This window comes from Variovorax sp. PDC80 (assembly GCF_900115375.1).
GTDB lineage: Bacteria > Pseudomonadota > Gammaproteobacteria > Burkholderiales > Burkholderiaceae_C > Variovorax.
In genome coordinates, this window is sequence record NZ_FOWG01000015.1 from 66,010 (window position 1) to 88,540 (window position 22,531).

Here is a 22,531-nt window from a genome sequence, read left to right on the forward strand (position 1 = left end):
ATGCGTCCGGTGGCACCGCCCCGAGCAGGCGGCTGGGTGGGGCTCCATCTGATGCTGAGAGAGAAAGGGCGAGGTCCGAAAGTGCAGGCATGTTGTTCACCGAATGATGTTCTGTCTTTGGCTTATTCTCCCGAACATCATTCAGCCGCCCTAGCGCTTTCAGGACCATGGCAAAAAATACGAACCAGCTTCAACCGGAGAGCAAGGCACCCGCCCGCCTGGATGCTGTCGACCGAAGACTGTTAGGGCTTCTCGCGAACGACAGCACGCTCAGCTATGCCGCGCTGGGTGAACTGCTTCATCTGTCGGCGCCCGCGGTGCACGAGCGGGTGAAGCGGCTCAAACGCGACGGGGTGATCGTCGCGACCGTGGCGCGGCTGGATGGCGCGAAGCTGGGGCGGCCGCTGCTGTGCTTCGTGCAGGTGATCACCAGCACTGTGAAGCGTGCCCGCCAGATCGCGGCGCTGGAATCGCTTCCCGACATTGAGGAGATCCACATCGTCACCGGCGACAGCGGCCTCCTGTTGAAGGTGCGCACGCGCGATGCGCAGGCCCTGGAAGTGCTGCTGGCGCGCATCCACGAGGTCGAGGGCGTGGAAGGAACGCGCACGCAGATGGCGCTGCGCACGCTGGTCGAACGCGGGCCCAGTCCGGACGCGGCGGATTGAACGCGATGGCGTTCGTCGCCGATGTCGGCCCGCTCACTGGAGCCGCACGGCCTCCACCGTCGTCGCCAGCTCCTGCAGCCGCCGCAGGCAGTCGCCCTCGGGATAGTCGAGCACCTTCCAGCGCGGCACGGCCAGCGGCAGCCGCTCGATCAGGTGGCCCGCATGCTCGGCGAAATGCGGCCACGCGACGATGGTCGGCGTTTCGCCCGCGACCTCGCAGAGAAAGACCAGGTCGGCTTCGGGCAGCCAGGTGTCGACGCCCTTGGGCAGCACGGCATAGCTGATCACGGCACCGTCGGAGTCGCGCTGCAGCAGGCTGTGCTTGGCGACGAAGACGTCGACGCCCGCCGCCACGTGGGCCTTGTCGAGCACCTCCTGCTGGTCGTTGTAGTCGACCGCTTTTTCCTCGCGCAGCAGCGCCGTGAGCTGCGCGCCGGCCTGCCCGGGCGGCGTCCACAGCGACCACGCCTTGTCGCGCAGCCTGAACATCTCGGCGCTCAGCGGGCGCGACTGTTCGCGCAGCACCCGGCGCGCGGTGGCGATCATGTTCTCGAGCGCGTCCGCATCGCCCGCACCGCAGACCAGTAGGCAGGTGCGGTTCGGCGCCATTGCCACCGGATCGCCGTCGAGCGGCAGCTGCCAGGCCAGCTCGTGCAGGAAGATGCGGCCGGCGTCGTAGTAGTCGCCGTAGTTCGACACGTAGAGCCCGGGCGCGAGCTGGCCGAAGGCCGGGGCGGCCTTGTGGCGCAGGTTGTCGACCGCGATCTCGAAGGCCTGCTCGAAGCCGATGCCCCAGCGCTTGAGGTCGTCGGGGCTCACCTGCGCGATCGCATGGTCGCTGTCGATGGCGACGGCCGCGCCGAGCGTCGGCGAGAACGGGGTCCACACCATGGTGTCCTCGAGCTTCTTCGAGAAGTCGCCATGCGAGATCCGCGCGAGGTCCACGCCGGCGAGGCGCCGCAGGATCGGCAGCAGCCGCGGCCGCGCTTCGTCGAAATCGGCGGGCCGGTCGCTGCCGATGCCCGCCACCCCCAGCGCGAAGCGCGCGATCTGCTCGCGGCGCTCCGCCGGCCGGGCCTGGCAGTAGTCGGTGTAGAGGTTGTGCAGGTAGATCGTGCCGCCGTCGGCGCGGCGGATCAGGAACTGCTCGGGATCGAGGACCAGCTTCTCTTCGGGGAGAAGGCGTTGCAGCTCCTGCAGGAGCAATCGGGCGACCTGTTCGGTGCCGGGCTTCCGGTCGAAAAGGCGGCGGATGAATGACAGCATGTTCCCCTCCTGCGAACCAGTATAGGCAGCGCCCGTGTCACGCCGGCACATCCTTCCGGGCGAGGGCCGATGCAACGAAGAATGTATGATTCATATATGTTTCGTATATACCGTGACTGAACACCCACGGCATCCGGCATCCACATCAAGTCCCCCGAAGAGATCGAGAAGGCGCGCCAGGCCGGCCGCCTCGCGGCCGAAGTGCTCGCCATGATCGAGCCGCACGTGGTGCCGGGCGTGAGCACCGAAACGCTCGACCGCATCTGCCACGACTACATCGTGAACGTGCAGGGCCTCGTCCCGGCCAACGTGGGCTACCAGGGGTATCCGAAGACCATCCTCACCTCGGTCAACCAGGTGGTCTGCCACGGCATTCCCTCGCCCGACAAGATCCTGAAGAAGGGCGACATCGTCAACATCGACGTGGCCGTGATCAAGGACGGATGGTTCGGCGACACCAGCCGCATGTACTTCGTCGGCGCGCCGAGCGTGCTTGCTCGCCGGCTGGTGGAAACCACCTACGAGGCGATGCGCGCCGGCATCCTCGCCGTCAGGCCCGGCGCGACGCTGGGCGACGTCGGCCATGCGATCCAGTCGGTGGCGCAGCGCGAGCACTTCGGCGTGGTGCGCGAGTTCTGCGGCCATGGCATCGGGCAGGTCTACCACGAGGACCTGCAGGTGCTGCACTACGGATGCCGCGGCGAGGGCCTGCGGCTCGTGCCGGGCATGGTGTTCACCATCGAGCCGATGCTCAACGCGGGCGGGCGCGAGATCCGGCACCTGCCGGATGGGTGGACGGTGGTGACGAAGGATCGGTCGCTGTCGGCTCAGTGGGAACACATGGTGGCCGTGACGCCCGAGGGCCATGAGGTGCTTACGCGCTGGCCCGACGGGACCGGGAGCTACCCGCCGGTCTGAGGCGCCTGTCGAGGCGACCCGCATCCGTAGACATCGATGGCGGCCCGGATGCGCGAATCTCCTACTTCCGCCGCGCCCGATGGCTCCCAGTCTGTGCGTCTGTCTCTCAAGGAAACGACGCACATGGCAACCAGCAGCATCCTCGGCGGCGAGCACGCCCCGACCGCCCCCAAGGGCACCGACGCCGACGCCCTCGGCCCCAGCGATTCCAGCGACAGCGGCAGCGATGCCGCGGGCGACGACCGCGCCGTCATCGACGGCGGCGAGGAGCCGGCGACCAACGCGGACATCCTGCCTGACCGCGTGGGCGTCTTCCCGGACGCCGCGACGGAAGTCGCCGACGCCGTCGACGACCCCGAAGCGCTGAGCGCCGAGGAACTTGCCGACGAGAACGACGGCGAGGACGACGACGAAGAGACCGCCTGATGCCCGGCGTTCCCGATGCAGCGGTGCGCCTGAAGCACACGCTGCGCCACCGGTTCGGCCATGCCCGCCTGCGCGCGGGCCAGGCCGAGGTCATCGAGCGCGTGATGGCGGGCCGGTCGACACTGGCCGTGATGCCCACCGGCGCCGGCAAGTCGCTGTGCTACCAGCTGCCTGCCCTGCTGCTCGAGGGCCGCACGCTGGTGGTGTCGCCGCTCATCGCGCTGATGAAGGACCAATGCGACAAGCTGCGGGCGCTGGGTATCGCCGCCGTACAGGTCAACAGCGCACTGGGCGCCGAAGAGCTGGAGCGGGCCGAACAGGCGATCGACGACGGCAGCGCGCGCATCGTGCTGGTCACGCCCGAGCGGCTGTCAGACCTCGCGTTCGTGCGGCGCCTGTCGGCGCACCGCGTAGCGCTGGTGGCGGTCGACGAGGCGCACTGCATCTCGCAATGGGGTCACGACTTCCGGCCCGCCTTCCTCGAGATCGGCCCGGCCGTTCGCGCACTGGGCGGCCCGCCCGTGCTCGCTCTCACGGCCACCGCGGGCGAGGAGGTGGCGGCGGACGTCATGAAGAACCTGGGCATTCCGCGCGCCGGCCTCGTCGATACCGGCGCCTACCGCGCCAACCTGCAGTTCGCGGTCGAGCAGATGACGCAGGAGCCGGATCGCCAGCGCCGCATCGTCGAACTGGTGCGCGAGGAGGCCGGCAGCGGCATCGTCTACGCCGCCACGGTGAAGGCCGCGCAGGAGGCTTTCGATGCCCTGAAGGCGGCCGATCAATCGGTCGCGCTCTACCACGGCAAGCTCGGCGCGCGCGAACGCGCCGAGGCGCAGGAAGCGTTCATGGCGGGCAATGCGCGCGTGATGGTCGCGACCAATGCCTTCGGCATGGGCATCGACAAGCCCGACATCCGCTTCGTCGTGCATTGCCAGATGCCGTCGAGCCTGCATGCCTACTACCAGGAGGCCGGCCGCGCGGGGCGCGACGGCGAGCGCGCGCGCTGCGTGCTGCTGTTCCATGCCAAGGACCGGTCGGTGCAGCAGTTCTTTCTCGCGGGCCGCTATCCGCAGCTCGAGGACCTCGATGCCGTGTACCGGCAACTGCTCGCGGAGCCGCCCGCGCCCGAGGGCTGGACCGCCGCGAACCTGCTCGACGCGCTGGAGCGTCCGCGCACGCGCATGCAGGCGGCGATCGCCTTGCTGCGGCAGCAGAAGCTGCTGTCCATCGACCGGCGCGGGCGCATCTCGCTGCGCCAGGCGATGGCCGAGCGTGCCGACTTCGGCGCGATGCTCGATGGCTACAAGGCGCGGCGCGAGCAGGACCGCGAGACCCTCGAACGCATGCTGGCCTATGCGCAGTCGGGCCAGTGCCGCTGGCAGCTGCTGCTCGACGACCTCGATCCCTCGGCCACGGCTAAGCGCTGCGGCACCTGCGACAACTGCCGGCGCATCGCGGCCCACGAGGCCGCGATGGCGCAGCCCATCGTGGTGAGCGAGCAGACCGCGAAGTCCGCGACGCGTGAGCGCGTGCCTTTCGCCGAGAGCGATCCGGTGAAGGTCAAGCGCTTCGGCGCCGGCGTCGTCGTGTCGTCGACCGACGGGATGGTGACGGTGGCTTTCGAGGATGGCAGTCGGCGCTGCTTTCATCCCGACTACGTGAGCCGCCGGCGCGCGTCGCGCAAGAGGGCTGCCGGACTCGCGGCGGCTGGCCCCGCTAGCTTCGTGGTGCCTGCGCCGGCCTGATCCGCCGCGTACGGCGCATCGCCAGCGCCATGAACAGCGCGCCGCTGGCGAACACGGCCAGCGGCGATGCCAGCCCGCGCGGTGCGCGACGAACATCCTTGGGCGGCATGCGCCCGCTCGGGCCCTGGCTGTCCGTGCCCACTTCCGCCTGCCGCGCGGCTTCCTCCGTGGCCGCCTGCGCCTTGCCCGCGGCCACCGACCCGTGGGCATTGGCATAGACCTTGGTGAACTCCGCGCCCAGCAGGAAGATCTGCGCCGCGTAGTAGACCCAGGCCAGCAACACCACGAGCGAGCCCGCGGCCGCGAAGGATTCGTTGACGCCGCTCTTGCCGAGGTACAGGCCGATCAGCACCTTGCCGATCTCGAACAGCACGGCCGTCACGCCGGCACCGATCCACACGTCGCGCCAGGCAATGGGCGCGCTCGGCATGAACTTGAAGATCATTGCGAACAGCACGGTGAGGATCGCGAGCGAGACGAGGATGTTGAGGCCCTGCAGCAGCGCCTCCCATCCCGGCAGCAGCGCGGCGCTCCAGCTTCCCAGGGCGGCCAGCGCCGCGCTCACCACGAGCGAGACCATGAGCAGGAACGCGAGGCCGAGGATCAGTCCGAACGACAGCACGCGCGCACGCAGGATGCCCCACACGCCCTGCGGCTTCACGCGCTCGGGCACATGCCAGATGCGGTCGAGCGCGCTCTGCAGTTCGGCGAAGACCGTGGTGGCGCCGACGACCAGCACGACGATGCTGATCGCGCCGGCCACCAGCCCGCGCGAGGGTTCGCTGGCGCTGCGGATCAGCCCCTGTACCGCGAGCGCGCCTTCCGCGCCGATCAGGCCCGAGAGCTGCGCCGCGATCTGCCCCTGCACGGCTTCGGCGCCGAACAGCGCGCCAGCCACCGTGATCACGATCACCAGCAATGGCGCCAGCGAGAACATCGTGTAGTACGAGATCGCCGCGCCCATGCTCGGCGCGAAATCGTCGATCCATGCCATCACGGCGTCCTTGCACAGGCTGAGAAGACCGGGCGAGCGGGCGGTGCGGGTCGAGGAAGAGGCCATGGCCGATACCGTGCCCGCGCCCTCGCGCGCCGGCCGTAGGAAACCGGCGGCTCATGGCGTGGGTCGCGCGGGGTGCGCGTTGGCTGACAGGGGAGGGCGCGGATGCCCCACCCGGGCCGATGCGGCATGGCGGTTCATTGAAGTCTTCTCTTCACCACTTCACGAAAGTCTTCTCCATGAACCGAATCACCCGAATCCTTTGCGCAAGCAGTTTCGCGTTGGCCGTCGTGCCCGCCCTGGCCCAGTCCGGTGGCAGCGGCGGAGGAGGCGGCGGGCCGGGCCTGAACAGCTCGGACAGCGTCGCGACGCAACCGAAGAATGGCGGCACCTCGGCCGCCACCCAGCCTTCCGCGACCAGCCAGGGCAATTCGATGTCCGGTGGCAACCTGAACCCGCAGGGCAAGGCGTCGAACCAGAAGGCGCGCCCCGGCACGAACTCGTCGATGGGTTCGAAGGCGGGCGAGAACCCCAACACGCAAACCACGGGACAGGGCCGGACGACCAGCCCTCAGTAAGCCGGCGCGCGGGTCACTCCGGCTCGATGCCGGCGGCCTTGATGACCTCGCTCCACCGGCGCGACTCGGCGGCCTGGAATCTCGCGAGCTCCTCGGGCTCCGTCGTCCACGCGGAGGCGCCCGAGGCCCGCAGGAAGCTTTGGGTCCTGGGCTCGCCGACCGCCGCTGCCAACGCCTCGCGCAGTTTCGACACCACGGGCGCGGGCGTGGTGGCCGGTACGTAGGCGGCGAACCAGTAGCCGAGGTCGTAGCCCTTGATGCCCGACTCGTCGAAGGTGGGCACGCCGGCAAGCGCCGGCACCCGCCTGGCGGACGAGACGGCGATCGCGCGCAGGCGCCCGCCCTCGATCTGCGGAATGCCGGTCACGGTGTCGACGATCATCAGGTCGAGCTGCCCGCCGATGAGGTCGGTCATGGCACTGGGGTTGCTGCGATAGGGCACGTAGAGCAGGTCCGTGCCGCTCATCTGCTTGAACATCTCGCCGGCGATGCGGCTCGACGAGTTGCCGGCGCCGAACGAGAGCTTGCCCGGTGCCGCGCGCGCGGCGGCGATCACGTCGGCGAGGCTCTTCAGCCGCGAATCCGGTCGCACCACCAGCACCATGCCGCCGCGGCCCAGGCCCGTCACCGGCTTGAAGTCCTTCACGGGGTCGTAGGGAAGCTTCTTGAACAGGTGCGGGTTCGCGACCTGCGTGGTGTTGGTCGTGATCAGCACCGTGTAGCCGTCGCCCGCGGCCCGGGCCACCTCCTGGCTCGCGATGAGCCCGCTCGCGCCGCCCTTGTTCTCGACGACGACCGGCTGCTTGAGGCGTTCCGCGACGGTGGCGCCGACCGCCCGCGCGAGCTGGTCGGTGGCGCTGCCCGCGCCGAATGGAACGACGAGGACGATCGGCTTGCTCGGATAGGGGGCGGCTTGCGCCCACACGGCGTGCATCGCCATCGTCGCGGCCGCGAGGACGCAGGCCGCACGGACGAGGCGGAAAAGCTGGCTGGCGGTGTTCTTCATCTGCTTGTCTCCTGTCTTGCTCGTTCTCGATGGCTACCGGGCGCCGCGCTCGTTCGCGAGGAAGCCGCGCACCGCGTTCTTGTGCTCGTCGCCGCACAGCAGGATGGCCTGCATCGAGGCCGCCTGCTCGAGCGCACCGGACAGCGTCGATTGGCTGGCATCGCGAACGAGTCGCTTGGCCATGCGCATGCCATGCGGCGGGTTCGTCGCGATGCGCTCGGCGAGCTTGCGTGCTTCCTCCTGGAGCTGGCCCGCGCCGAACACCTGGGAAACGACGCCCAGGCGCAGGGCGGTCTGGGCGTCGATGAACTCGCTCGTCAGCGTGAGCTCCATGGCTTTCGACAGGCCGACGAGGCGCGTCAGGAACCAGGCGCCGCCGATGCCCGACACCAGCCCGAGGCGCAGGAAGCTCTCGGAGAAGCGCGCGTCCTCGCTGCACAGGCGCACATCGCACATGAGCGACAGGTCGAAGCCCGCGCCGATCGCGAGGCCGTTGACCGCGGCAATGACCGGCACCTCGATGCCGTGGACCGCATGCGTGATGCGATGCAGGCGCTTGAGCAGCCGTTCGCGCACCTGCGTCGTGCTGCCCGCCATCAGGTCGGTGCCGTCGCGCATGTCGTTGACGTTGCCGCCGGTGCAGAAGTTCTTGCCGCTGGCGCACAGGACCACGCAGCGGACCTCCTCGTGCGCATTGACGCGCTCGAGCGCATCGGCGAGCGCCGAGGTCATCGCGAGGTTCAGCGCGTTGCCGGTGGCGGCGGACTGCATGGTGATCGTGAGAACGGGGCCGTCGATGCGCGATGCGACGAGGTCGGAAGGGGAGGAGGTCATGCGGTGAGGCTTCGGGAGGGAGGGGTGGTGATGGCGCCACAGCGAAGCAGCGCGTCGATTTCTTGCTGGGGGATGCCGTAGGCCGCGAGAACGGCCGCCGAGTGCTGCCCCACGAGCGGCGGCGGTGTGGCGCGTGCGCCCTCACTGCCTGCGTTTCCGATCGCGAATCCGGGCATGCGCACCGCGCCGGCGATCGGATGCTCGATCACGGTTTCGACGCCGCTGCTGCGGTACTGGAGCGAGGACGTGACCTCCGCATAGCCGGCGATCGGCGCGCAGAGGATGTCCACCGCTTCGAGCGTCGAAAGCCAGGCCTCGGTCGGGCGCTGCTGGAACGCCGCGGCCAATTGCTGGAACAGCGCGTCGCGATGCCTGACCCGCGACACGTTGTCCGCGAACAGCGGATCCTTCTCGAGCGCGGGCTGGCCGATGGCATGGCAAAGCGCGCTCCAGCGCTCGGGCTGGTAGGCCGCGACCATGATCCAGCCATCGGCGGTCGGAAAGGCTTCGTTCGGTGCCGCATACGGTGCGGCGCTTCCGCTCTTGCCGGGCTCGATGCCGCTGGCGAGATAGGACGCAAGTCCCACCTGCTGGAGCATCAGCGTGGCGTTGTAGAGGCTGACGTCGATGTGCTGGCCCTCGCGTCCCTGCCGCACCGGAACGAGCGCACCGAGGATCGCGATGGTCGCCAGGTAGCCGGTCGCCATGTCGGCGATGGGGCTCGGGACTTTCGAGGGTGGCGACCCCGCCGGACCGAGGGTGCTCATCAAGCCCGCGACCGCCTGGATGATCCCGTCCACGCCGGCCTTGCCACTCGAAGGGCCGTGCTGGCCGTAGGCCGAGATCGAGCAATAGACCAACGAGGGATTTGCGTCGCGCACGCTGTCGAAGTCGAGGCCGAAGCGCTTCATCACGCCGGGCCTGAAGCTCTCGACGACCACGTCCGCGGAGGCCATCAGGTGCCGCACGAGGTCGCGGCCCTGCGGTGTCTTGAGGTCGACCGCGAGGCCCTGCTTGTTGCGGTTCACGCTGAGCGAGATCACGCTCTCGCCGTGGATCCAGGGCGGGCCGATGCGCCGCCCCATCTCTCCGTCGGGCGACTCGATCTTGACGACCTCGGCGCCGAGATCGCCGAGCAGCATGCCGCACAACGGACCCGCGACGACGTGCGAGAAGTCGAGCACGCGCAGCCCGGCCAAACTGGTTCCCAACATCTGTTCTTGCCTCTTGTTCTCGAAGCCGGCGGTATGCCGGCGCCCACCGTCAGGGGGTGGTTTCAACGAGGCTCGAGAATAGAAATCGGCTGCCGCGCGGGCAAACGACATTTGCTGCCGAGGCTTTGACTTTTTGTTAAAGCGCCGAGGGCGTCGCGGTGCTCGACGCGGCGACCGCGTCCGCCAGCCAGCGCCGGAATGCGGCCAGCTCGACCGACTCCTCGCGTTCGCGGGGCGAGGCGAAGTAGTAGGTGTGGTCGCCGCGATCGAGCGCGAGCCCGAACGGCATCACCAGCCTTCCCTCGGCGAGGTCCTTCTCGACCAGCGCCTTCTGCGCCATGGCCACGCCATGCCCCTCGACCGCCGCCTGGTAGGACAGCAGCGAGGTCTCGTACTTCATGCCCTGGTAGGCGTTGACGCCGGACGCGCCGGCCGCGCGCAGCCACAGCGCCCAGTCGTCGATGCGCGCGAGCGAGTGCAGCAGCGTTTCGGAGGCCAGCGCGCGCGGCTCTCGCGGAACGGCGGCGCCCGCGCGCGGTGCCATCACCGGCACGAGTTCGTTCGGCACCAGCTTCTGCACGATCAGCCGCGGCCAGTGGCCGTCGCCGAGTTCGATGCCGGCGTCGATGTCCTCCCGGCTGAAGTCCAGCGGCGCCGCCGATGCGGTCAGCTGGACGTCGATGCCCGGATGCAGCTGATGGAAGCCCGCGAGCCGCGGAATCAGCCAGCGCACCGCGAAGGTGGCTGGCGAGCGGATCCGCAGCACGCGCCGCCGGTAGCCGCCGCCCATCGCGGCATTGGTGGTCTCGCGCAAGGCCATGAAGAGGGGCGTGATCTCCGCCAGATATTTCGCGCCCGCGGGCGTGAGAGACAGGCCGCCATGCTCGCGCCGGAACAGCTGGAAGTTCAGGAACTCCTCGAGCACGCGGATCTGCCGGCTGACGGCCGCCGGCGTCACGAACAGTTCCTCGGCCGCCTTCGAGATGCTCAGGAGGCGCCCCGCGGCCTCGAACATCTTCAGAGGGTTGAGTGGTGGAAGCGGCGTCATGGTTTTCAGTGCGCGGCCACGTACAGCGCATGCGGCGAGGGATCGGGCCGCGCGAACGCCTCGCGCATGCGCGCGGCCTCCTCGGCCGGGCCGCGGCCGAACATGCGCTTGAACTCGCGGCTGAACTGCGAGGGGCTTTCGTAGCCCACCTGCGCGCTGGCATGCGCGGCCGTGACCTGGTGCCGGGCCATGATCAGCCGGGCCTGGTGCAGGCGCGTGGTCTTCAGGTACTGGATCGGCGACGTCGACGTGACGGCCTTGAAGTGCGCATGGAACGAGGTGGGGCTCATGCCCGCTTCGTCGGCGAGACCGTCGATGTCGAGCTTCTGGTCGAAGCGCGCATGGATGGTGCGGATGGCCTTCGCGATCTTGCCGAAGTGGCCCTGGCGCGTGAGCGAGGCCCGGATGGCGCTGCCCTGCTCGCCGGTGAGAACGCGGAAGTAGATCTCGCGAACCAGGTCGGGGCCGAGGATGGGCGCCTCGAGCGGCGAGTTCATCGCCTCGAGGAAGCGCAGCACGGCGCGGGCCAGGCGATCGTCCATCGGGGTCGACATTAGGCCCTTGGGCGCCGCGCCTTCGGCCAACCCGTGCTCGTCGAGCTTCATCATCAGTTCCGCCGCGACCTGGAAGTCGAGGCGGAAGTAGATCGCCAGCAGCGGCTCTTGCGCCGAGGCGTCCGTGTCCATCGAGAAGGGAACGGGCACCGACACGGCCAGGTAGTGCTGCGCGTCGTAGAGATAGACCTCGTCGCCGAGAAAGCCGCGCTTGCGGCCCTGCAGCACGATGACGATGCCGGGCTCGTAGAGCACCGGTGCGCGGGCCAGCGGCCGGTCGGACCGGAGGATCCGGACATCGGGCAGCACGGTCAGGTTGTAGCCTTCGACCGGCGCCAGGGGCTGCACCAGATCGACCATCTGCTGCTGCACATGGGAGACCTTGGGCGGTGCGTTGCGTGGACGAGCATCGTTCATGGGAGCCGCGAATCTGCCACAGCCGGGCCGCCGGGTCCACGGCTTCGTAGTTTTAGGCAAGCCATGTGTGCGACTCGGCATATCGCGACCGTGCTGCGATTTCTACGATCGGTGCCTGATCTTCAAGGAGCCGACCATGACCCAGACCTCATCCAAAACCTTCCTCATCACGGGCGTCAATTCGGGATTCGGAAAAGCCTTCGCGGCAGCCGCCCTCGCGCAGGGACACACGGTGCTCGGCACCGTCAGGAGCGAAGGCAACAAGGAAGCCTTCGAGCGCAGCGCGCCCGGCCGATCGCATGCCGTGGTGCTCGACGTCACCGATTTCGACGCGATCGAGCGCTCCGTTCCCCAACTGCTCGCCCAGCACGGGCCCATCGACGTGCTGGTCAACAACGCGGGCTACGGGCACGAGGGCACGCTCGAGGAGTCCAGCCTGGCCGAGATGCAACGCCAGTTCGACGTGAACGTCTTCGGCGCGGTCGCGATGATCAAGGCCGTGCTGCCCTCGATGCGCACGCGCCGCCGCGGCCACATCGTCAACATCACCTCGATGGGCGGCTTCATCACCATGCCTGGCATCGCCTACTACTGCGGCAGCAAGTTCGCACTCGAGGGCATCTCCGAGGTGCTCGGCAAGGAAGTCGCGGGCTTCGGCGTCCGTGTCACCGCGGTCGCGCCGGGCTCCTTCCGCACCGACTGGGCCGGGCGCTCGATGGTGCGATCGCAGCGCAGCATCGCGGACTACGACGCGCTCTTCGATCCCATCCGCGAGGCCAGGCAGGCCAAGAGCGGGGCGCAGACCGGCGACCCCGCGAAGGCGGCGCAGGCGTTGCTCGCGCTGGTCGAGGCGCCGAATCCGCCGGCGCACCTGCTGCTGGGCACCGACGCGCTGGGGCTCGTCCGTGCCAAGCTCGCGGCGATGTCCGGGGAGATCGATGCCTGGGAAGCGGTGACGCGCTCGACCGATCACGCCTGAGGTTCGCGCAGCAGCGCATGCAGCGCCGCGGCCATGTGGGCCTGCATGGAAGCCGCGGCACCGGCCACGTCGCCTTCGCAGATGCGGGCCACGAGTTCGGCGTGGCCGTCCTGCACCTGCTGCAGGCTCTTGCGGGTCTTGCGCCGTTCCATGCCCTGGCGCGACAGCGATTCGAGCGACGCGCGGATCGAGCCGATCATCTGCCACAGCAAGGGGTTGCCGCTGGCGCGCGCGATCTCGACGTGCAGTTCGGTGTCGAGCGCCGCATAGGTGGCCGGGTCGCGCAGGCAGCCCTGCATGCGCGTCACCAGCGCCGTCATGCGCTCGATCTGGGCCGGCTGCCGGCGCGCGGCCGCGAGCGCCGCGGACTGGCCTTCCAGCGCCGCGCGCACGGCCATCAGGTCTTCGGTGGAGTTGTCGAGCACCTGCAGGGCGCGCGCGAAGTAGATCGACATCGCGGTGGCGTCGAGGTCGCGCCGGATGATCGGGCTCTTGCCGTTGGCGATGTCGACCACCCCCATGCCCTTGAGCGTGCGCAGCGCCTCGCGCACCACGGGCCGGCTCACGCCGAGGGTCTCGGCCAGCCGGCCTTCGCCGGGCAGCGCGGCGCCGGGTGCCAGCCGCGAGCGCTCGATGTAGCCCAGCAGGCTCTGCACGGCCTGCTCCGAGAGCGGCACGCGCTCGAGCTTGTCCAGGACGAAGGGGTGGGCGGTCATCGGCTACCTATCATATAGGGTGAGAGCTTGCGAGCCCGTCCCGCGCCCCGTTCAATCGGGCCATTGATCGACTGGCTGACCGAACGAAGAGACAAGCATGTGGAAAGACGATGACGAGCTGTTCCAGCTCATGAAGACCAAGCTGTTCCCCGCCGTCGTGGGCGACATCCTCGACACCATGGGGCTGCTGCGGCAGTTCCTGCCGCCGGCCATCCGGCCGGTGGAGCGCTCGATGGTGATCGCGGGCCGCGCGATGCCGGTGCTCGAGACCAACTGCTTCGCGCGTACCGAGCCCGAGGGCAAGACGCCGCTGAGCCGCCAGCCCTTCGGGCTGCTGTTCCAGGCGCTCGACGACCTGAAGCCCCACGAGGTCTATGTCGCGACCGGCTGCGCGCCGCAGTTCGCGCTCTGGGGCGGGCTCATGACGACGCGCGCCCAGCATCTGAAGGCGGCGGGCGCGGTGCTCGACGGCTATTCGCGCGACACCAACGAGGTGCTGGAGCTGGGCCTGCCGGTCTTCTCGCTCGGCGGCTATTCGCAGGACCAGGGCCCGCGCGGCAAGGTCGTCGACTACCGCGTGCCGGTGGAGATCCAGGGCGTGCGCATTCGCCCGGGCGACATCGTGTTCGGCGACCAGGACGGCGTGCTGATCGTGCCGAAGGAGGCCGAGGTCGAGGCCTTGCGCCGCGCGCTCGAGAAGGCCAGCACCGAGAACGCGGTGCGCACCGCCATCCGCAACGGGATGAGCACGGTCGAAGCCTTCGAGACCTTCGGCGTGATGTGACGGGCTCGCTTCGCCCCTCCCTCGTTCCCCGCCGACCCATTCACAAGGAGACTCACATGTTCGATTCGATGTCGCGCCGGCAACTGCTGGCGGTCGCGGCCGGCGCCGCCATGGCCGGCCTGTCCGGTGCCGCCGTGGCGCAAAGCGCCGCGGAAATCCAGAAGAAGGGCCAGCTCACGATCGGGCTGCTCGTGGACTTCCCGCCCTACGGCACCACCAATGCGCAGAACCAGCCCGACGGCTACGACGCCGATGTCGCGCGACTGCTGGCCAAGGACCTCGGCGTCAAGCTCAACCTCGTGCCCGTCACCGGCCCCAACCGCATCCCGTTCCTGCTGACCAACAAGGTCGACCTGCTCGTGGCCTCGCTCGCGATCACGCCCGAGCGCGCCAAGCAGGTCGATTTCTCGGCGCCTTACGCGACCGCCACCGTGATCCTGTACGGCGCGAAGAAGGTCGACATCAAGAGCGCGGCCGACCTCAAGGGGCGGCGCATCGGCGTGGCGCGCGCGAGCGTGCAGGACGTGGCGCTGACCGCCATGGCGCCCGAGGGCACCGAGATCCGCCGCTTCGACGACGATGCCTCGGGCATGCAGGCGCTGATCTCGGGCCAGGTCGATGCGATCGGCTGCTCCACCACCGTCGCCGCGCAGATCGCCAAGCGCGTGCCGCCCGATACCTACGAGAAGAAGTTCACCGTGCGCGAGCAGGTCATGGCCATCGCCATGCGGCCCGGCCAGGCCGAGCTGAAGAAGACGCTCGACGAGTTCGTCGCGCGTAACCGCGCCAATGGCGAGCTCAACAAGCTGTACCAGAAGTGGCTGGGGACGGACTTTCCGGTGATTGCGGCGTCCTGAGATCGTCGGGCCGCCGTCGACCCGACGGGCGCGGCGCGCGCCGGTTTTGCGGTAGGGTCGAGGCATGAACCCAGCGTCGACCGCGCCCATCCTCGTCGTCAAGAACTTGAGCTTCGCCTACCCCCGTCGGCCTGCACTCCTGTCCGCCTGGAGCGCCAGCATCGGCGCCGGGCTGACCCAGCTCTACGGTGGCGACGGGAGCGGAAAGTCGACGGTCCTCCGGTTGCTTGCGGGGAAGCTTCGCGGCGAAGGCCAGCTGGACCTCGCGGGAGCGCGCCTGGACCAGGACCCCGACACCTATGGCCGGAACGTGTTCTTCGTCGACCCGGAGACCGACGCCTTCAATGACATCTCGGCGACGCAGTGCACCGCGTCGCTGAGTGCCGGCGATCCAGGCTTCGATGAAGCGAAGTGGCGTGCCCTCGTGGAAGGCTTTTCCCTGACGCCGCACCTCGAGAAGCCGATGTACATGCTCTCCACCGGGTCGAAGCGGAAGGTCTGGCTGGCGGCTGCACTCGCGTCGGGACGCGCACTCACCTTGCTCGACGAACCCACCGCGGCGCTCGATGCCAACTCGATTCGCTTCCTGTGGCGCACCCTCTCCGAGAGCGCTGGCCGGGACGAGCGCGCGATCGTGATTGCAAGCGCCGAACGAATCGATGCCGTGCCGCTGTCGGCTTCGATCGAGCTGCCGTCATCGTGAGGCGATGCTCGGTGGTCGGTGCCGATCGAACACCGATCACGCGGTTGGCAACCCCACCTTTGGGGGATACGGCAAAGAACATCGTGCCCCGGGCTTTTGCGAAAATCCGCGCATGCTTCTTTCTCCACCGAGCGGTACGGACCGCGTACAGGGCCTCGCGGCGCGGCTTGGCTGCACAGTGGCCGAACACTGCGAGCCCTATGGAAAATCCAAACCCGCCGTGTTGGGCAGCCTCTCCGGGCTCGCGTTGACGCTCAAGGAATTCGGTGGGCGCTGGGACAGGGTCGAACGGGTCTACGTGTTCGCCAACTGGCCGATGCTCGAGGCGGCGCTCGAGTACTGCGTCAGGCACAAGGACGAAGCACGCGTGCCGGTGTGAACGGCACGCGCCATTGCCGCGCGGGAATATCGATTCCGATCAGGGTCCTGCCGCGGAAGGCCTCGGCGGAGGCGATCAGGAACTCGCGCGCCACCGCGGCGCGACGAGCACGCATCAGTTCTTCGGCGGATCGTTCTCGCGTTCGAAATGGCGCAGCGGCATGGCGGCGATGAAGGCCGCGATCGCCGCATCCGCGTCGGCGGCGTCCGCGAGGACCAGCCCCGCGTCGGCCGAACCGTCGGGCAGCGCCAGCGGGATCTGAGCCTCGGCCAGCAGGGCTTCCGAGGCACCGAAGGCCAGGATCGTCTTGCAGTGCCAGTACTGCGCGCGCAGGAACTCGAGCGTGTGGGCATCGGCGTCCAGGGCTTCCACCGCCGCGGCACCATCGGGCAGGACGAGCGCATCGAACAGGAAGCCCGGCGAGTTCTCCATCGTGGCGTCCGCTTCGAAGCGCTCGCCCGCGGCGCCGCTGTAGGTCCCGAGTCTTGCGGCAACGAGGCGCGGCACGGCACCAGCCTCGACCAGCGCGCTGATCAGCTTCGCGAGCGACGTTCCTTCCACGCCATGCGCGATCAGGATCGCCACCTTGCGCGTGCGGATGCCGCCATCGCCCGGCCGCGCCAGCAGGGACAGCGGCGGCGAGACTTCGACCTCGGGCCGAGCCGGGTTCTCGAGCGCCCTGGGCAGTGGCGCGGGCAATGCCATGCCCAGGTCCTGCGCGAGCCGCGCCGCCAGTTCGGGCGATGCATTCGCGAGGCTGGCGACCACGCGTTCGCGGATCGCGGGCACCGTCACCTTCGACAACTCGAAGCGGAAGGCGTTGCCGATGTGGGCCTTCTCGACCTCCGACTGGCTCTCGAAGAAGAGCCGGGCCTGGGTGTAGTGGTCGGCGAACTTCTCGGGCTTGATGCGCACCTTGTCCGCGCTCTCCTTCGCATCCAGGCGCCTGGCGACACTGGTGAAGCCCTGCGCGGCGCCGGCCTGGAACGGGCAGCCGCCCGCCAGCGAGTTCGGCTCGTAGGCGACACGGCCGCGGTGGATGGCCTGCCGGTGCATGCCGTCGCGCTGGTTGTTGTGCACCTGAGCGATCGGCGCGTTGATCGGCAGCTCGTGGAAGTTCGGTCCGCCCAGACGGCTGATCTGCGTGTCCACGTAGGAGTGGATCCGGCCTGCCAGCAGGGGGTCGTTGGTGAAGTCCAGCCCGGGCACGATGTGCGCGGTGCAGAAGGCCACCTGCTCCGTCTCGGCGAAGAAGTTGTCGGGGTTGCGGTTGAGCACCATGCGCCCGACGATCTGCACCGGCACCAGCTCCTCGGGAATCAGCTTGGTGGCGTCGAGGATGTCGAAGCTGAACTGCTCGGCCTGTTCCTCGGTGAAGATCTGCAGGCCCAGTTCCCACTCCGGGTACTCGCCGGCTTCGATCGCCTCCCACAGATCGCGGCGATGGAAGTCCGGGTCGGCGCCCGAGATCTTCACCGCCTCCTCCCACACCAGCGAGTGGGTGCCGAGCTTGGGCTGCCAGTGGAACTTGACGAGGAAGGACTCGCCCGCGTCGTTGACGAGGCGGAAGGTATGGACCCCGAAGCCCTGCATCATCCGGTAGCTGCGCGGGATCGCGCGGTCCGACATCTGCCACATCAGCATGTGGGTCGACTCGGGCATCAGCGAGACGAAGTCCCAGAAGGTGTCGTGCGCGCTCGCGGCCTGCGGCATCTGGTGATGCGGCTCGGGCTTCACGGCATGGACGAGGTCGGGGAACTTGATCGCGTCCTGGATGAAGAATACCGGCATGTTGTTGCCGACCAGGTCCCAGTTGCCCTCGTCGGTGTAGAACTTGACGGCAAAGCCGCGCACGTCGCGCGCCGTGTCCTTGGAGCCGCGTTCGCCCGCCACGGTCGAGAAGCGCACGAACACCGGCGTGATCTTTCCGGCCTCCTTGAACGGTGCGGCCTTGGTGTACTTCGTCAGCGGCTCGTAGGCTTCGAAGAAGCCGTGCGCGCCCGAGCCACGCGCATGCACGATGCGCTCGGGAATGCGCTCGTGGTCGAAGTGCGTGAGCTTCTCGCGCAAGATGAAGTCCTCGAGCAGCGCCGGACCGCGCGCACCGGCCTTCAGTGAGTTCTGGTTGTCGGCGATCGGCACGCCCTGGTTGGTGGTGAGCGCCTGGCCCGAAGAGTCCACTCGCACGCGGTCCAGTGAATCGATGGTCGCGTTCACGCCCTCGGGCGCCGCACTGCCAGTCTTGGCCGAGGCATTGGCCTCCGAGAGCGTGCTGCCGGTGGGCAAGCGCGATGCAGGTGTGGCGGTCGCGCCAACGGGCGTGGACTGTGCATTCGGCAGGCCATGCTCGAGCGCCTTGTTCGGATTGGCGGGCATCGCGGCGGCAAGCGCCTGTGCATCGATCATCTTCTGCGCGGGAAGGTCGCCCTTCCCCGCGGCCGCGGCCGCGGGCGCCGGTGCAGCGGGACCGCTGTCCGTGTTGCGTGCCGCCGCGCGCGCCGCATCGAGGTTGGCAACGGAAGGGGTGGCTTTTTTCTTGGACATGGGTCCTCGCTTGGGTTCGGTCGTGGTGGAGCGCGAACTCTGAGGACGGGCGATGCGCTCATTCGTAGGACAAAGGCCCCTTCCACGCCTGTTTGCACCGCACAGCCGATACAGGCTCAAACTTGATCCAGGTTAATGCGCCGTGCCGCGATGCGGGGCACCATCCATGACAAGGAATCTTCCATGCTGACCGAGAACGTATTTCGCAACCGTGCTGCGGAAATCTCCAACGCCGAACGCAGCCTGCTGGAAGGCGCGATCTCCCATACGCAGACCTACACGGCCGGCAGCCTGGTCGTTCGCCAGGGCGTGCCGGTCGACATCAGCACGCTGCTGGTGAAGGGACTCATGACACGCCATGTCGATGCCCCGGATGGCCGGCGCCACCCGGTGGCGCTGCATGTGCCCGGCGACTTCGTCGACCTGCATGCCTACGCCTTGAAGGAACTCGACCATGATGTCGCCGCGTTGACGGACATCACCGTCGCGGTCTTTCGCCATGCTTCGCTGGAAGCCATCCAGGCATCGGAGCCCGGTCTTGCCCGGCGGCTGTGGTTTCTCACGCTGCTGGACGCGGCGATGCACCGGCAGTGGATCTATCGCCTGTCGAGCCTCAACGCGCTGCAGCGCGTGTCGCACTTCCTGTGCGAGACCCATGCCCGCCTGCTGGCGATCGGCGCGTCCGAAGGCCACGCCTTCTCGCTGCCCATGACGCAGGCCGATATCGGCGAGGTCTGCAGCCTCACGAATGTCCATGTGAATCGCGTGTTGCGCGAGCTGCGCGAATCCGGTCTGTGCAATGTCCGCGGGGCCAACGTGCAGATCCTGGACCTGAAGGGCCTGGTCGACAGAGCGCGGTTCGATCCTCGGTATCTGTACCTCAATCCTCGGACCGCGGCACGCGCGGTCGGCCTCGCCGGGAATCCCCATGACTGATCGCCGCGCCATTCCCGGACCGCGTGAAGACGCCGGCCACGCCACCGCCGAGGATGGCGTGGTGATCCTGGACGGCCCCGATGGGGTGGCGGTGACGATGACGGCGGATGCCGCCGCCTTGACGGCGGAGCGTCTTCACGCGGCCGCGCTGCAGGCGCGCGAGCAGATGGCCGCCGCGAAGCCTGGCGCCGAAGGTCAGCCGCGTGCGTAGAAAGGCATTGAACGAGCGCGAGCTGCGCGTGCTGGCCAGCATGAAGCTGCTTTCATACTTTGGGCAGCAGCAGCTGCCCGCCGAATGCACGTCGAGGGACGACATCGAGCGGCTGCTCGGCCTGAATGCCGCCAGCCTCGTGAAGGCGAGCTTCGACGCGCCGGTGCGGGAGCGTTCGGGCGATGTCTACATCCCGCGCGCGATCGTGTCGGAAGTGACCGCGGAAGGGCATTCCGCAATCGCGCGCGCTCGACGGCAGCAGCCGGAGCATTTCGACGACATGCCGGCACGGCCGCCGCGTGCGAGGCGCGCTTCGAAGGTCGCGAACGAGGGACCGGGAAGAGGCGGGGAACCGTCGCCGAGCGAGCGAAGTGATCCGGACGCGCCGGCCGCGATACCGCGCTGAGCTACCAGTTGCGCAGCGAGGCTTCCGGCATGCGCGCGAAGGAGCGCCTGGTCGCGCCGATCTCCCGCGGCCCTTCGCGCACATCGCCCGCCAGGTCCATCAGCGCGGCCATGCCGTCGGTCAACGCATGGTTCCAGTGCCTGCAAGGCCGCTGGCTCGCGAGCAGTTCGCGCCAGGTCAAGGGGTCGTCGCCTTGCTCCAGGAGCACCCAGAAGTAGCGGCCGGGGCCGGGTTCGATCACGTGGACGGAAATGCGCCGCAGCTGGTTCGCCGGCGTGTCGTCGGGTGTCGGTGGGCTGTCGTGTTCTGTGCCGTGGGCGGCATCGGCCATGCGTGTCTCTCGGGTCGTTGGGATGGAGCCGCAACACTTCGGCCTTTCATGGTCACGCGACGTAGGCGCTCCCCGCTTCGTGCCGCAAGGAAGTTGCGTGCTTGCTGCCGATCGGTGCGCACAGGCATGCCGTGGCGCCGACCCAGGGCGTGACCCACCGCATCCAGCCGGAAGGCGTGCCGATCAGCCCAGCAAGGCTGCGCGCACCGCGTCGAAGCTCGCGCGGTCGGTGGTGCAGATCAGCCCGCCGCTCCGGTGCGCGGGACGGTAAGCCGAGCCGTCGTGATGCGCCGCGTAGCCGCCCGCTTCGCGATGCAGCAGCCAGCCCGCGGCATGGTCCCATGGCATGAGCTTGTTGTAGAACAGGGCGTCGATGTCGCCCGCGGCCGCGAGCCGGTACTCGTGCGCGGCGCAGCGGAACCAGTTGGTCATGCCCAGGCGCGACAACCGCGCGTTGACTTCGCTGCGAAGCGGCTCGGGCAGGAAGTTCGTGCCGACGATGGCTTCCATTTTGTCGACGGGCACGGCCGGCGCGACCTGCAGCCGGTGTTTCGCGCCCGAGGCCGATTCGATCCACGCGCCCTCGCCACGGATCGCGAAGGCCGTGTCGGCGCGCACCGGGTCATGGATCGCCGCGGCGACCACCTCGCCCCGAACCGTCACGGACGCCATCGTGCCGAACAGCGGCAGGCCGCTCGCGAAGTTCTTGGTGCCATCGAGTGGGTCGACGATGAACGCGAGCTCCGCGTTGTCGATGGCGTCGAGCAGCGCGGGGTCGCGCGTGCAGGCCTCCTCGCCGATCAGCACGGCCTCGGGATGGCGCGCGCGCAAGGCAGCGAGCACCGCGGCCTCGCAGGCTTCGTCGGCATCGGTCACGATGTCGAAGGACGAGGTCTTGCGCCGGCGGTCGACGGTGTGGAGCGTCTGGAAGCGCGGCATGATTTCCTCGCGCGCGGCGGTCGCGAGCAGCGATCCCAGGAATGCGAGGTCGTCGGAAGTGAAAGGAGAGAGCGGCATATGGCGTGGCCAAGGTGCAATCTGAAGCGGCGGAAGTCGGCTCGATCGGGCAGCTTGCGGGTGAGCAAGCAACTTCGCCCGCCGCTACTCGGAAGAGCAACCCTGACTCGGTAAAAGTTCACCGCTGATGTAGTTGTGCTCCGAAGTAATCGTGGAAAGGTCGGTCATGTGCCGCAGCTCCACGCAAGTTCCGATCAGCATCTGCCCTTCGCCCGTCGCGCGAATCACTTTTCCGTCGCTTGTGCGGATGGTGTAGAGGTGTGAGCGTGTCGCCTTTGGTGTATCGACCGGCAAAGGCAGGATGCCTGAGTAGCCGGTAGCTGTCCTCCGCGCCTGGAATCCGGCAGCCGTGGGCGTTTGCACCTCCAGAATCCGGCCCTTTGCGACATGACGCGTGTCTGGCTCCTGTGTAGCACAACCGGTCATCAACGAAATCAGCAGTGCCGAGAAAAGAACGTTCTTAGCGCTCGTCATGGAGGTGATGAAAAATCTAAGAGGGAGCGGCTGGAACATTGCATCACTCGCTTTCGCTCGTCTGCTTGAGCTCTATCTGTGCGATCTCGCGCTCGACCATGTCGAGCGATCGTGCAAACCTGTTTTTCTCATACATTCCGCCGTCGAGCATCTCGATGGTGTACCTGAAGAATTGCGCGGTGCCAGGTTGAACCACGACATCGACCGCAACAGGGCGTTTGCTGGAATCGATCCCGCCGTTCTTCAGCTCCACAACATGATGTCCAGGTGCGAGTTCCCGCCGTATGTAGCCGCCATTTCGAAGATTCGCGACCTCCTTGCCGTCGATGACCAGGATCGGCGCCGATGCGCCGGCAACGAAATTGGAAAGTCGGTAGACATAGATCGCCCCCGTGGAACTAGGTGGTGACTTGATCTCGGAGAACTTGGCGCCCGTTGCTCCACAGCCAGCGAGCAAACTCGAAATGAGCAACAGCGTGAAGTGCGGGAGTGCTTTCATGATGGATGTCGAATCGTTGCGGGT

Annotated in this window: 26 protein-coding genes; 13 read left to right on the top strand and 13 right to left on the bottom strand. The window is 68.2% G+C overall.

Annotation, left to right across the window (positions count from 1 at the left end; genetic code table 11):
* Positions 1 to 167 precede the first annotated feature (167 nt).
* A complete protein-coding gene (locus BM109_RS33535) occupies positions 168 to 668 on the top strand; it encodes an Lrp/AsnC family transcriptional regulator (protein WP_093352853.1) in 501 nt (166 codons plus the stop codon).
* Between the two features lie 33 nt (positions 669 to 701).
* Here the strand turns inward: BM109_RS33535 and BM109_RS33540 are convergent, their stop codons facing one another.
* Positions 702 to 1,934: a DUF1444 domain-containing protein gene (locus BM109_RS33540; protein WP_093352855.1), complete on the bottom strand. Its 1,233-nt coding sequence runs from the start codon at positions 1,932 to 1,934 to the stop codon at positions 702 to 704.
* Between the two features lie 138 nt (positions 1,935 to 2,072).
* On the opposite strand from BM109_RS33540, the gene map reads away from it, so the two are divergent.
* The 3 genes from map (at position 2,073) to BM109_RS33555 (ending at position 5,023) form a co-directional block, all read left to right on the top strand.
* A complete protein-coding gene (map, locus tag BM109_RS33545; RefSeq protein WP_093352858.1) occupies positions 2,073 to 2,852 on the top strand; it encodes a type I methionyl aminopeptidase in 780 nt (259 codons plus the stop codon).
* 123 nt (positions 2,853 to 2,975) lie between these two features.
* Entirely contained in the window at positions 2,976 to 3,278 is a 303-nt protein-coding gene (locus BM109_RS33550) for a hypothetical protein (RefSeq protein WP_093352861.1), read from the top strand.
* Positions 3,278 to 5,023: a RecQ family ATP-dependent DNA helicase gene (locus tag BM109_RS33555; RefSeq protein WP_093352863.1), complete on the top strand. Its 1,746-nt coding sequence runs from the start codon at positions 3,278 to 3,280 to the stop codon at positions 5,021 to 5,023. Before BM109_RS33550 ends, BM109_RS33555 begins: the two co-directional genes overlap by 1 nt.
* Here the strand turns inward: BM109_RS33555 and BM109_RS33560 are convergent.
* Positions 4,995 to 6,083 (bottom strand): YihY/virulence factor BrkB family protein, encoded by a 1,089-nt coding sequence (locus tag BM109_RS33560; protein ID WP_093352865.1) that lies wholly within the window; start codon positions 6,081 to 6,083, stop codon positions 4,995 to 4,997. The two genes, BM109_RS33555 and BM109_RS33560, sit on opposite strands and share 29 nt — an antisense overlap.
* Before the next feature lie 176 nt (positions 6,084 to 6,259).
* On the opposite strand from BM109_RS33560, the gene BM109_RS40975 reads away from it, so the two are divergent.
* The gene (locus BM109_RS40975) at positions 6,260 to 6,598 is read left to right on the top strand and encodes a hypothetical protein (RefSeq protein ID WP_143129309.1); all 339 of its coding nucleotides are present in this window, start codon (positions 6,260 to 6,262) and stop codon (positions 6,596 to 6,598) included.
* Between the two features lie 13 nt (positions 6,599 to 6,611).
* Here BM109_RS40975 and BM109_RS33570 read toward each other — a convergent pair whose 3' ends face one another.
* The 5 genes from BM109_RS33570 to BM109_RS33590 are packed head-to-tail and all read right to left on the bottom strand — an operon-like array spanning position 6,612 to position 11,671.
* Entirely contained in the window at positions 6,612 to 7,604 is a 993-nt protein-coding gene (locus BM109_RS33570) for a Bug family tripartite tricarboxylate transporter substrate binding protein (RefSeq protein ID WP_093352870.1), read from the bottom strand.
* Between the two features lie 33 nt (positions 7,605 to 7,637).
* The gene (locus BM109_RS33575; protein ID WP_093352873.1) at positions 7,638 to 8,438 is read right to left on the bottom strand and encodes an enoyl-CoA hydratase-related protein; all 801 of its coding nucleotides are present in this window, start codon (positions 8,436 to 8,438) and stop codon (positions 7,638 to 7,640) included.
* Complete coding sequence (locus tag BM109_RS33580; RefSeq protein WP_371269113.1) at positions 8,435 to 9,763, bottom strand: CaiB/BaiF CoA transferase family protein; 1,329 nt, start codon at positions 9,761 to 9,763, stop codon at positions 8,435 to 8,437. The genes BM109_RS33575 and BM109_RS33580 overlap by 4 nt, the downstream gene beginning before the upstream one ends.
* 25 nt (positions 9,764 to 9,788) lie before the next feature.
* Positions 9,789 to 10,700 carry a transcriptional regulator GcvA gene (gene gcvA, locus BM109_RS33585; RefSeq protein ID WP_093352878.1) on the bottom strand — a complete coding sequence of 304 codons (912 nt, stop codon included), beginning with the start codon at positions 10,698 to 10,700 and terminating at the stop codon, positions 9,789 to 9,791.
* 5 nt (positions 10,701 to 10,705) lie between these two features.
* The gene (locus BM109_RS33590) at positions 10,706 to 11,671 is read right to left on the bottom strand and encodes an AraC family transcriptional regulator (RefSeq protein WP_093352881.1); all 966 of its coding nucleotides are present in this window, start codon (positions 11,669 to 11,671) and stop codon (positions 10,706 to 10,708) included.
* 136 nt (positions 11,672 to 11,807) lie between these two features.
* Here BM109_RS33590 and BM109_RS33595 point away from each other — a divergent pair, with 136 nt between their 5' ends.
* Positions 11,808 to 12,650: an oxidoreductase gene (locus BM109_RS33595; RefSeq protein ID WP_093352884.1), complete on the top strand. Its 843-nt coding sequence runs from the start codon at positions 11,808 to 11,810 to the stop codon at positions 12,648 to 12,650.
* Here the strand turns inward: BM109_RS33595 and BM109_RS33600 are convergent.
* Positions 12,641 to 13,366 (bottom strand): FadR/GntR family transcriptional regulator, encoded by a 726-nt coding sequence (locus BM109_RS33600; protein ID WP_093352886.1) that lies wholly within the window; start codon positions 13,364 to 13,366, stop codon positions 12,641 to 12,643. The genes BM109_RS33595 and BM109_RS33600 overlap by 10 nt on opposite strands.
* 97 nt (positions 13,367 to 13,463) lie before the next feature.
* Between BM109_RS33600 and BM109_RS33605 the strand changes: the two genes are divergently transcribed.
* The 4 genes from BM109_RS33605 to BM109_RS41385 all read left to right on the top strand — a co-directional run bounded on the left by BM109_RS33605 (position 13,464) and on the right by BM109_RS41385 (position 16,089).
* Positions 13,464 to 14,150: an RraA family protein gene (locus BM109_RS33605; protein WP_093352889.1), complete on the top strand. Its 687-nt coding sequence runs from the start codon at positions 13,464 to 13,466 to the stop codon at positions 14,148 to 14,150.
* 56 nt (positions 14,151 to 14,206) lie between these two features.
* A complete protein-coding gene (locus tag BM109_RS33610; RefSeq protein WP_093352892.1) occupies positions 14,207 to 15,007 on the top strand; it encodes a transporter substrate-binding domain-containing protein in 801 nt (266 codons plus the stop codon).
* Between the two features lie 64 nt (positions 15,008 to 15,071).
* The gene (locus tag BM109_RS33615; RefSeq protein WP_093352895.1) at positions 15,072 to 15,710 is read left to right on the top strand and encodes an ABC transporter ATP-binding protein; all 639 of its coding nucleotides are present in this window, start codon (positions 15,072 to 15,074) and stop codon (positions 15,708 to 15,710) included.
* 220 nt (positions 15,711 to 15,930) lie between these two features.
* Positions 15,931 to 16,089 (top strand): hypothetical protein, encoded by a 159-nt coding sequence (locus BM109_RS41385; RefSeq protein ID WP_177239534.1) that lies wholly within the window; start codon positions 15,931 to 15,933, stop codon positions 16,087 to 16,089.
* A gap of 114 nt (positions 16,090 to 16,203) precedes the next feature.
* On the opposite strand, the gene BM109_RS33620 is transcribed toward BM109_RS41385, so the two are convergent.
* Positions 16,204 to 18,633 (bottom strand): catalase, encoded by a 2,430-nt coding sequence (locus BM109_RS33620; RefSeq protein WP_093352897.1) that lies wholly within the window; start codon positions 18,631 to 18,633, stop codon positions 16,204 to 16,206.
* Between the two features lie 183 nt (positions 18,634 to 18,816).
* On the opposite strand from BM109_RS33620, the gene BM109_RS33625 reads away from it, so the two are divergent.
* Genes BM109_RS33625 through BM109_RS33635 form a run of 3 tightly spaced genes read left to right on the top strand, consistent with a single transcriptional unit; the run spans position 18,817 to position 20,186 of the window.
* Positions 18,817 to 19,569 (top strand): Crp/Fnr family transcriptional regulator, encoded by a 753-nt coding sequence (locus BM109_RS33625; RefSeq protein ID WP_093353230.1) that lies wholly within the window; start codon positions 18,817 to 18,819, stop codon positions 19,567 to 19,569.
* Complete coding sequence (locus tag BM109_RS33630; protein WP_093352900.1) at positions 19,562 to 19,780, top strand: hypothetical protein; 219 nt, start codon at positions 19,562 to 19,564, stop codon at positions 19,778 to 19,780. The genes BM109_RS33625 and BM109_RS33630 overlap by 8 nt, the downstream gene beginning before the upstream one ends.
* A gap of 7 nt (positions 19,781 to 19,787) precedes the next feature.
* The gene (locus BM109_RS33635; protein WP_093352903.1) at positions 19,788 to 20,186 is read left to right on the top strand and encodes a hypothetical protein; all 399 of its coding nucleotides are present in this window, start codon (positions 19,788 to 19,790) and stop codon (positions 20,184 to 20,186) included.
* Between the two features lies 1 nt (position 20,187).
* On the opposite strand, the gene BM109_RS41390 is transcribed toward BM109_RS33635, so the two are convergent.
* From BM109_RS41390 to BM109_RS33650, 4 genes are all read right to left on the bottom strand, one after another.
* Positions 20,188 to 20,517 (bottom strand): hypothetical protein, encoded by a 330-nt coding sequence (locus BM109_RS41390; protein ID WP_177239535.1) that lies wholly within the window; start codon positions 20,515 to 20,517, stop codon positions 20,188 to 20,190.
* 183 nt (positions 20,518 to 20,700) lie between these two features.
* Positions 20,701 to 21,534, bottom strand: a complete 834-nt coding sequence (locus BM109_RS33645) for an inositol monophosphatase family protein (RefSeq protein WP_093352905.1) — start codon at positions 21,532 to 21,534, stop codon at positions 20,701 to 20,703.
* Between the two features lie 84 nt (positions 21,535 to 21,618).
* Positions 21,619 to 22,047 carry a hypothetical protein gene (locus tag BM109_RS40980; RefSeq protein WP_143129310.1) on the bottom strand — a complete coding sequence of 143 codons (429 nt, stop codon included), beginning with the start codon at positions 22,045 to 22,047 and terminating at the stop codon, positions 21,619 to 21,621.
* Between the two features lie 4 nt (positions 22,048 to 22,051).
* A complete protein-coding gene (locus BM109_RS33650; protein WP_093352907.1) occupies positions 22,052 to 22,507 on the bottom strand; it encodes a DUF2846 domain-containing protein in 456 nt (151 codons plus the stop codon).
* Positions 22,508 to 22,531 lie beyond the last annotated feature (24 nt).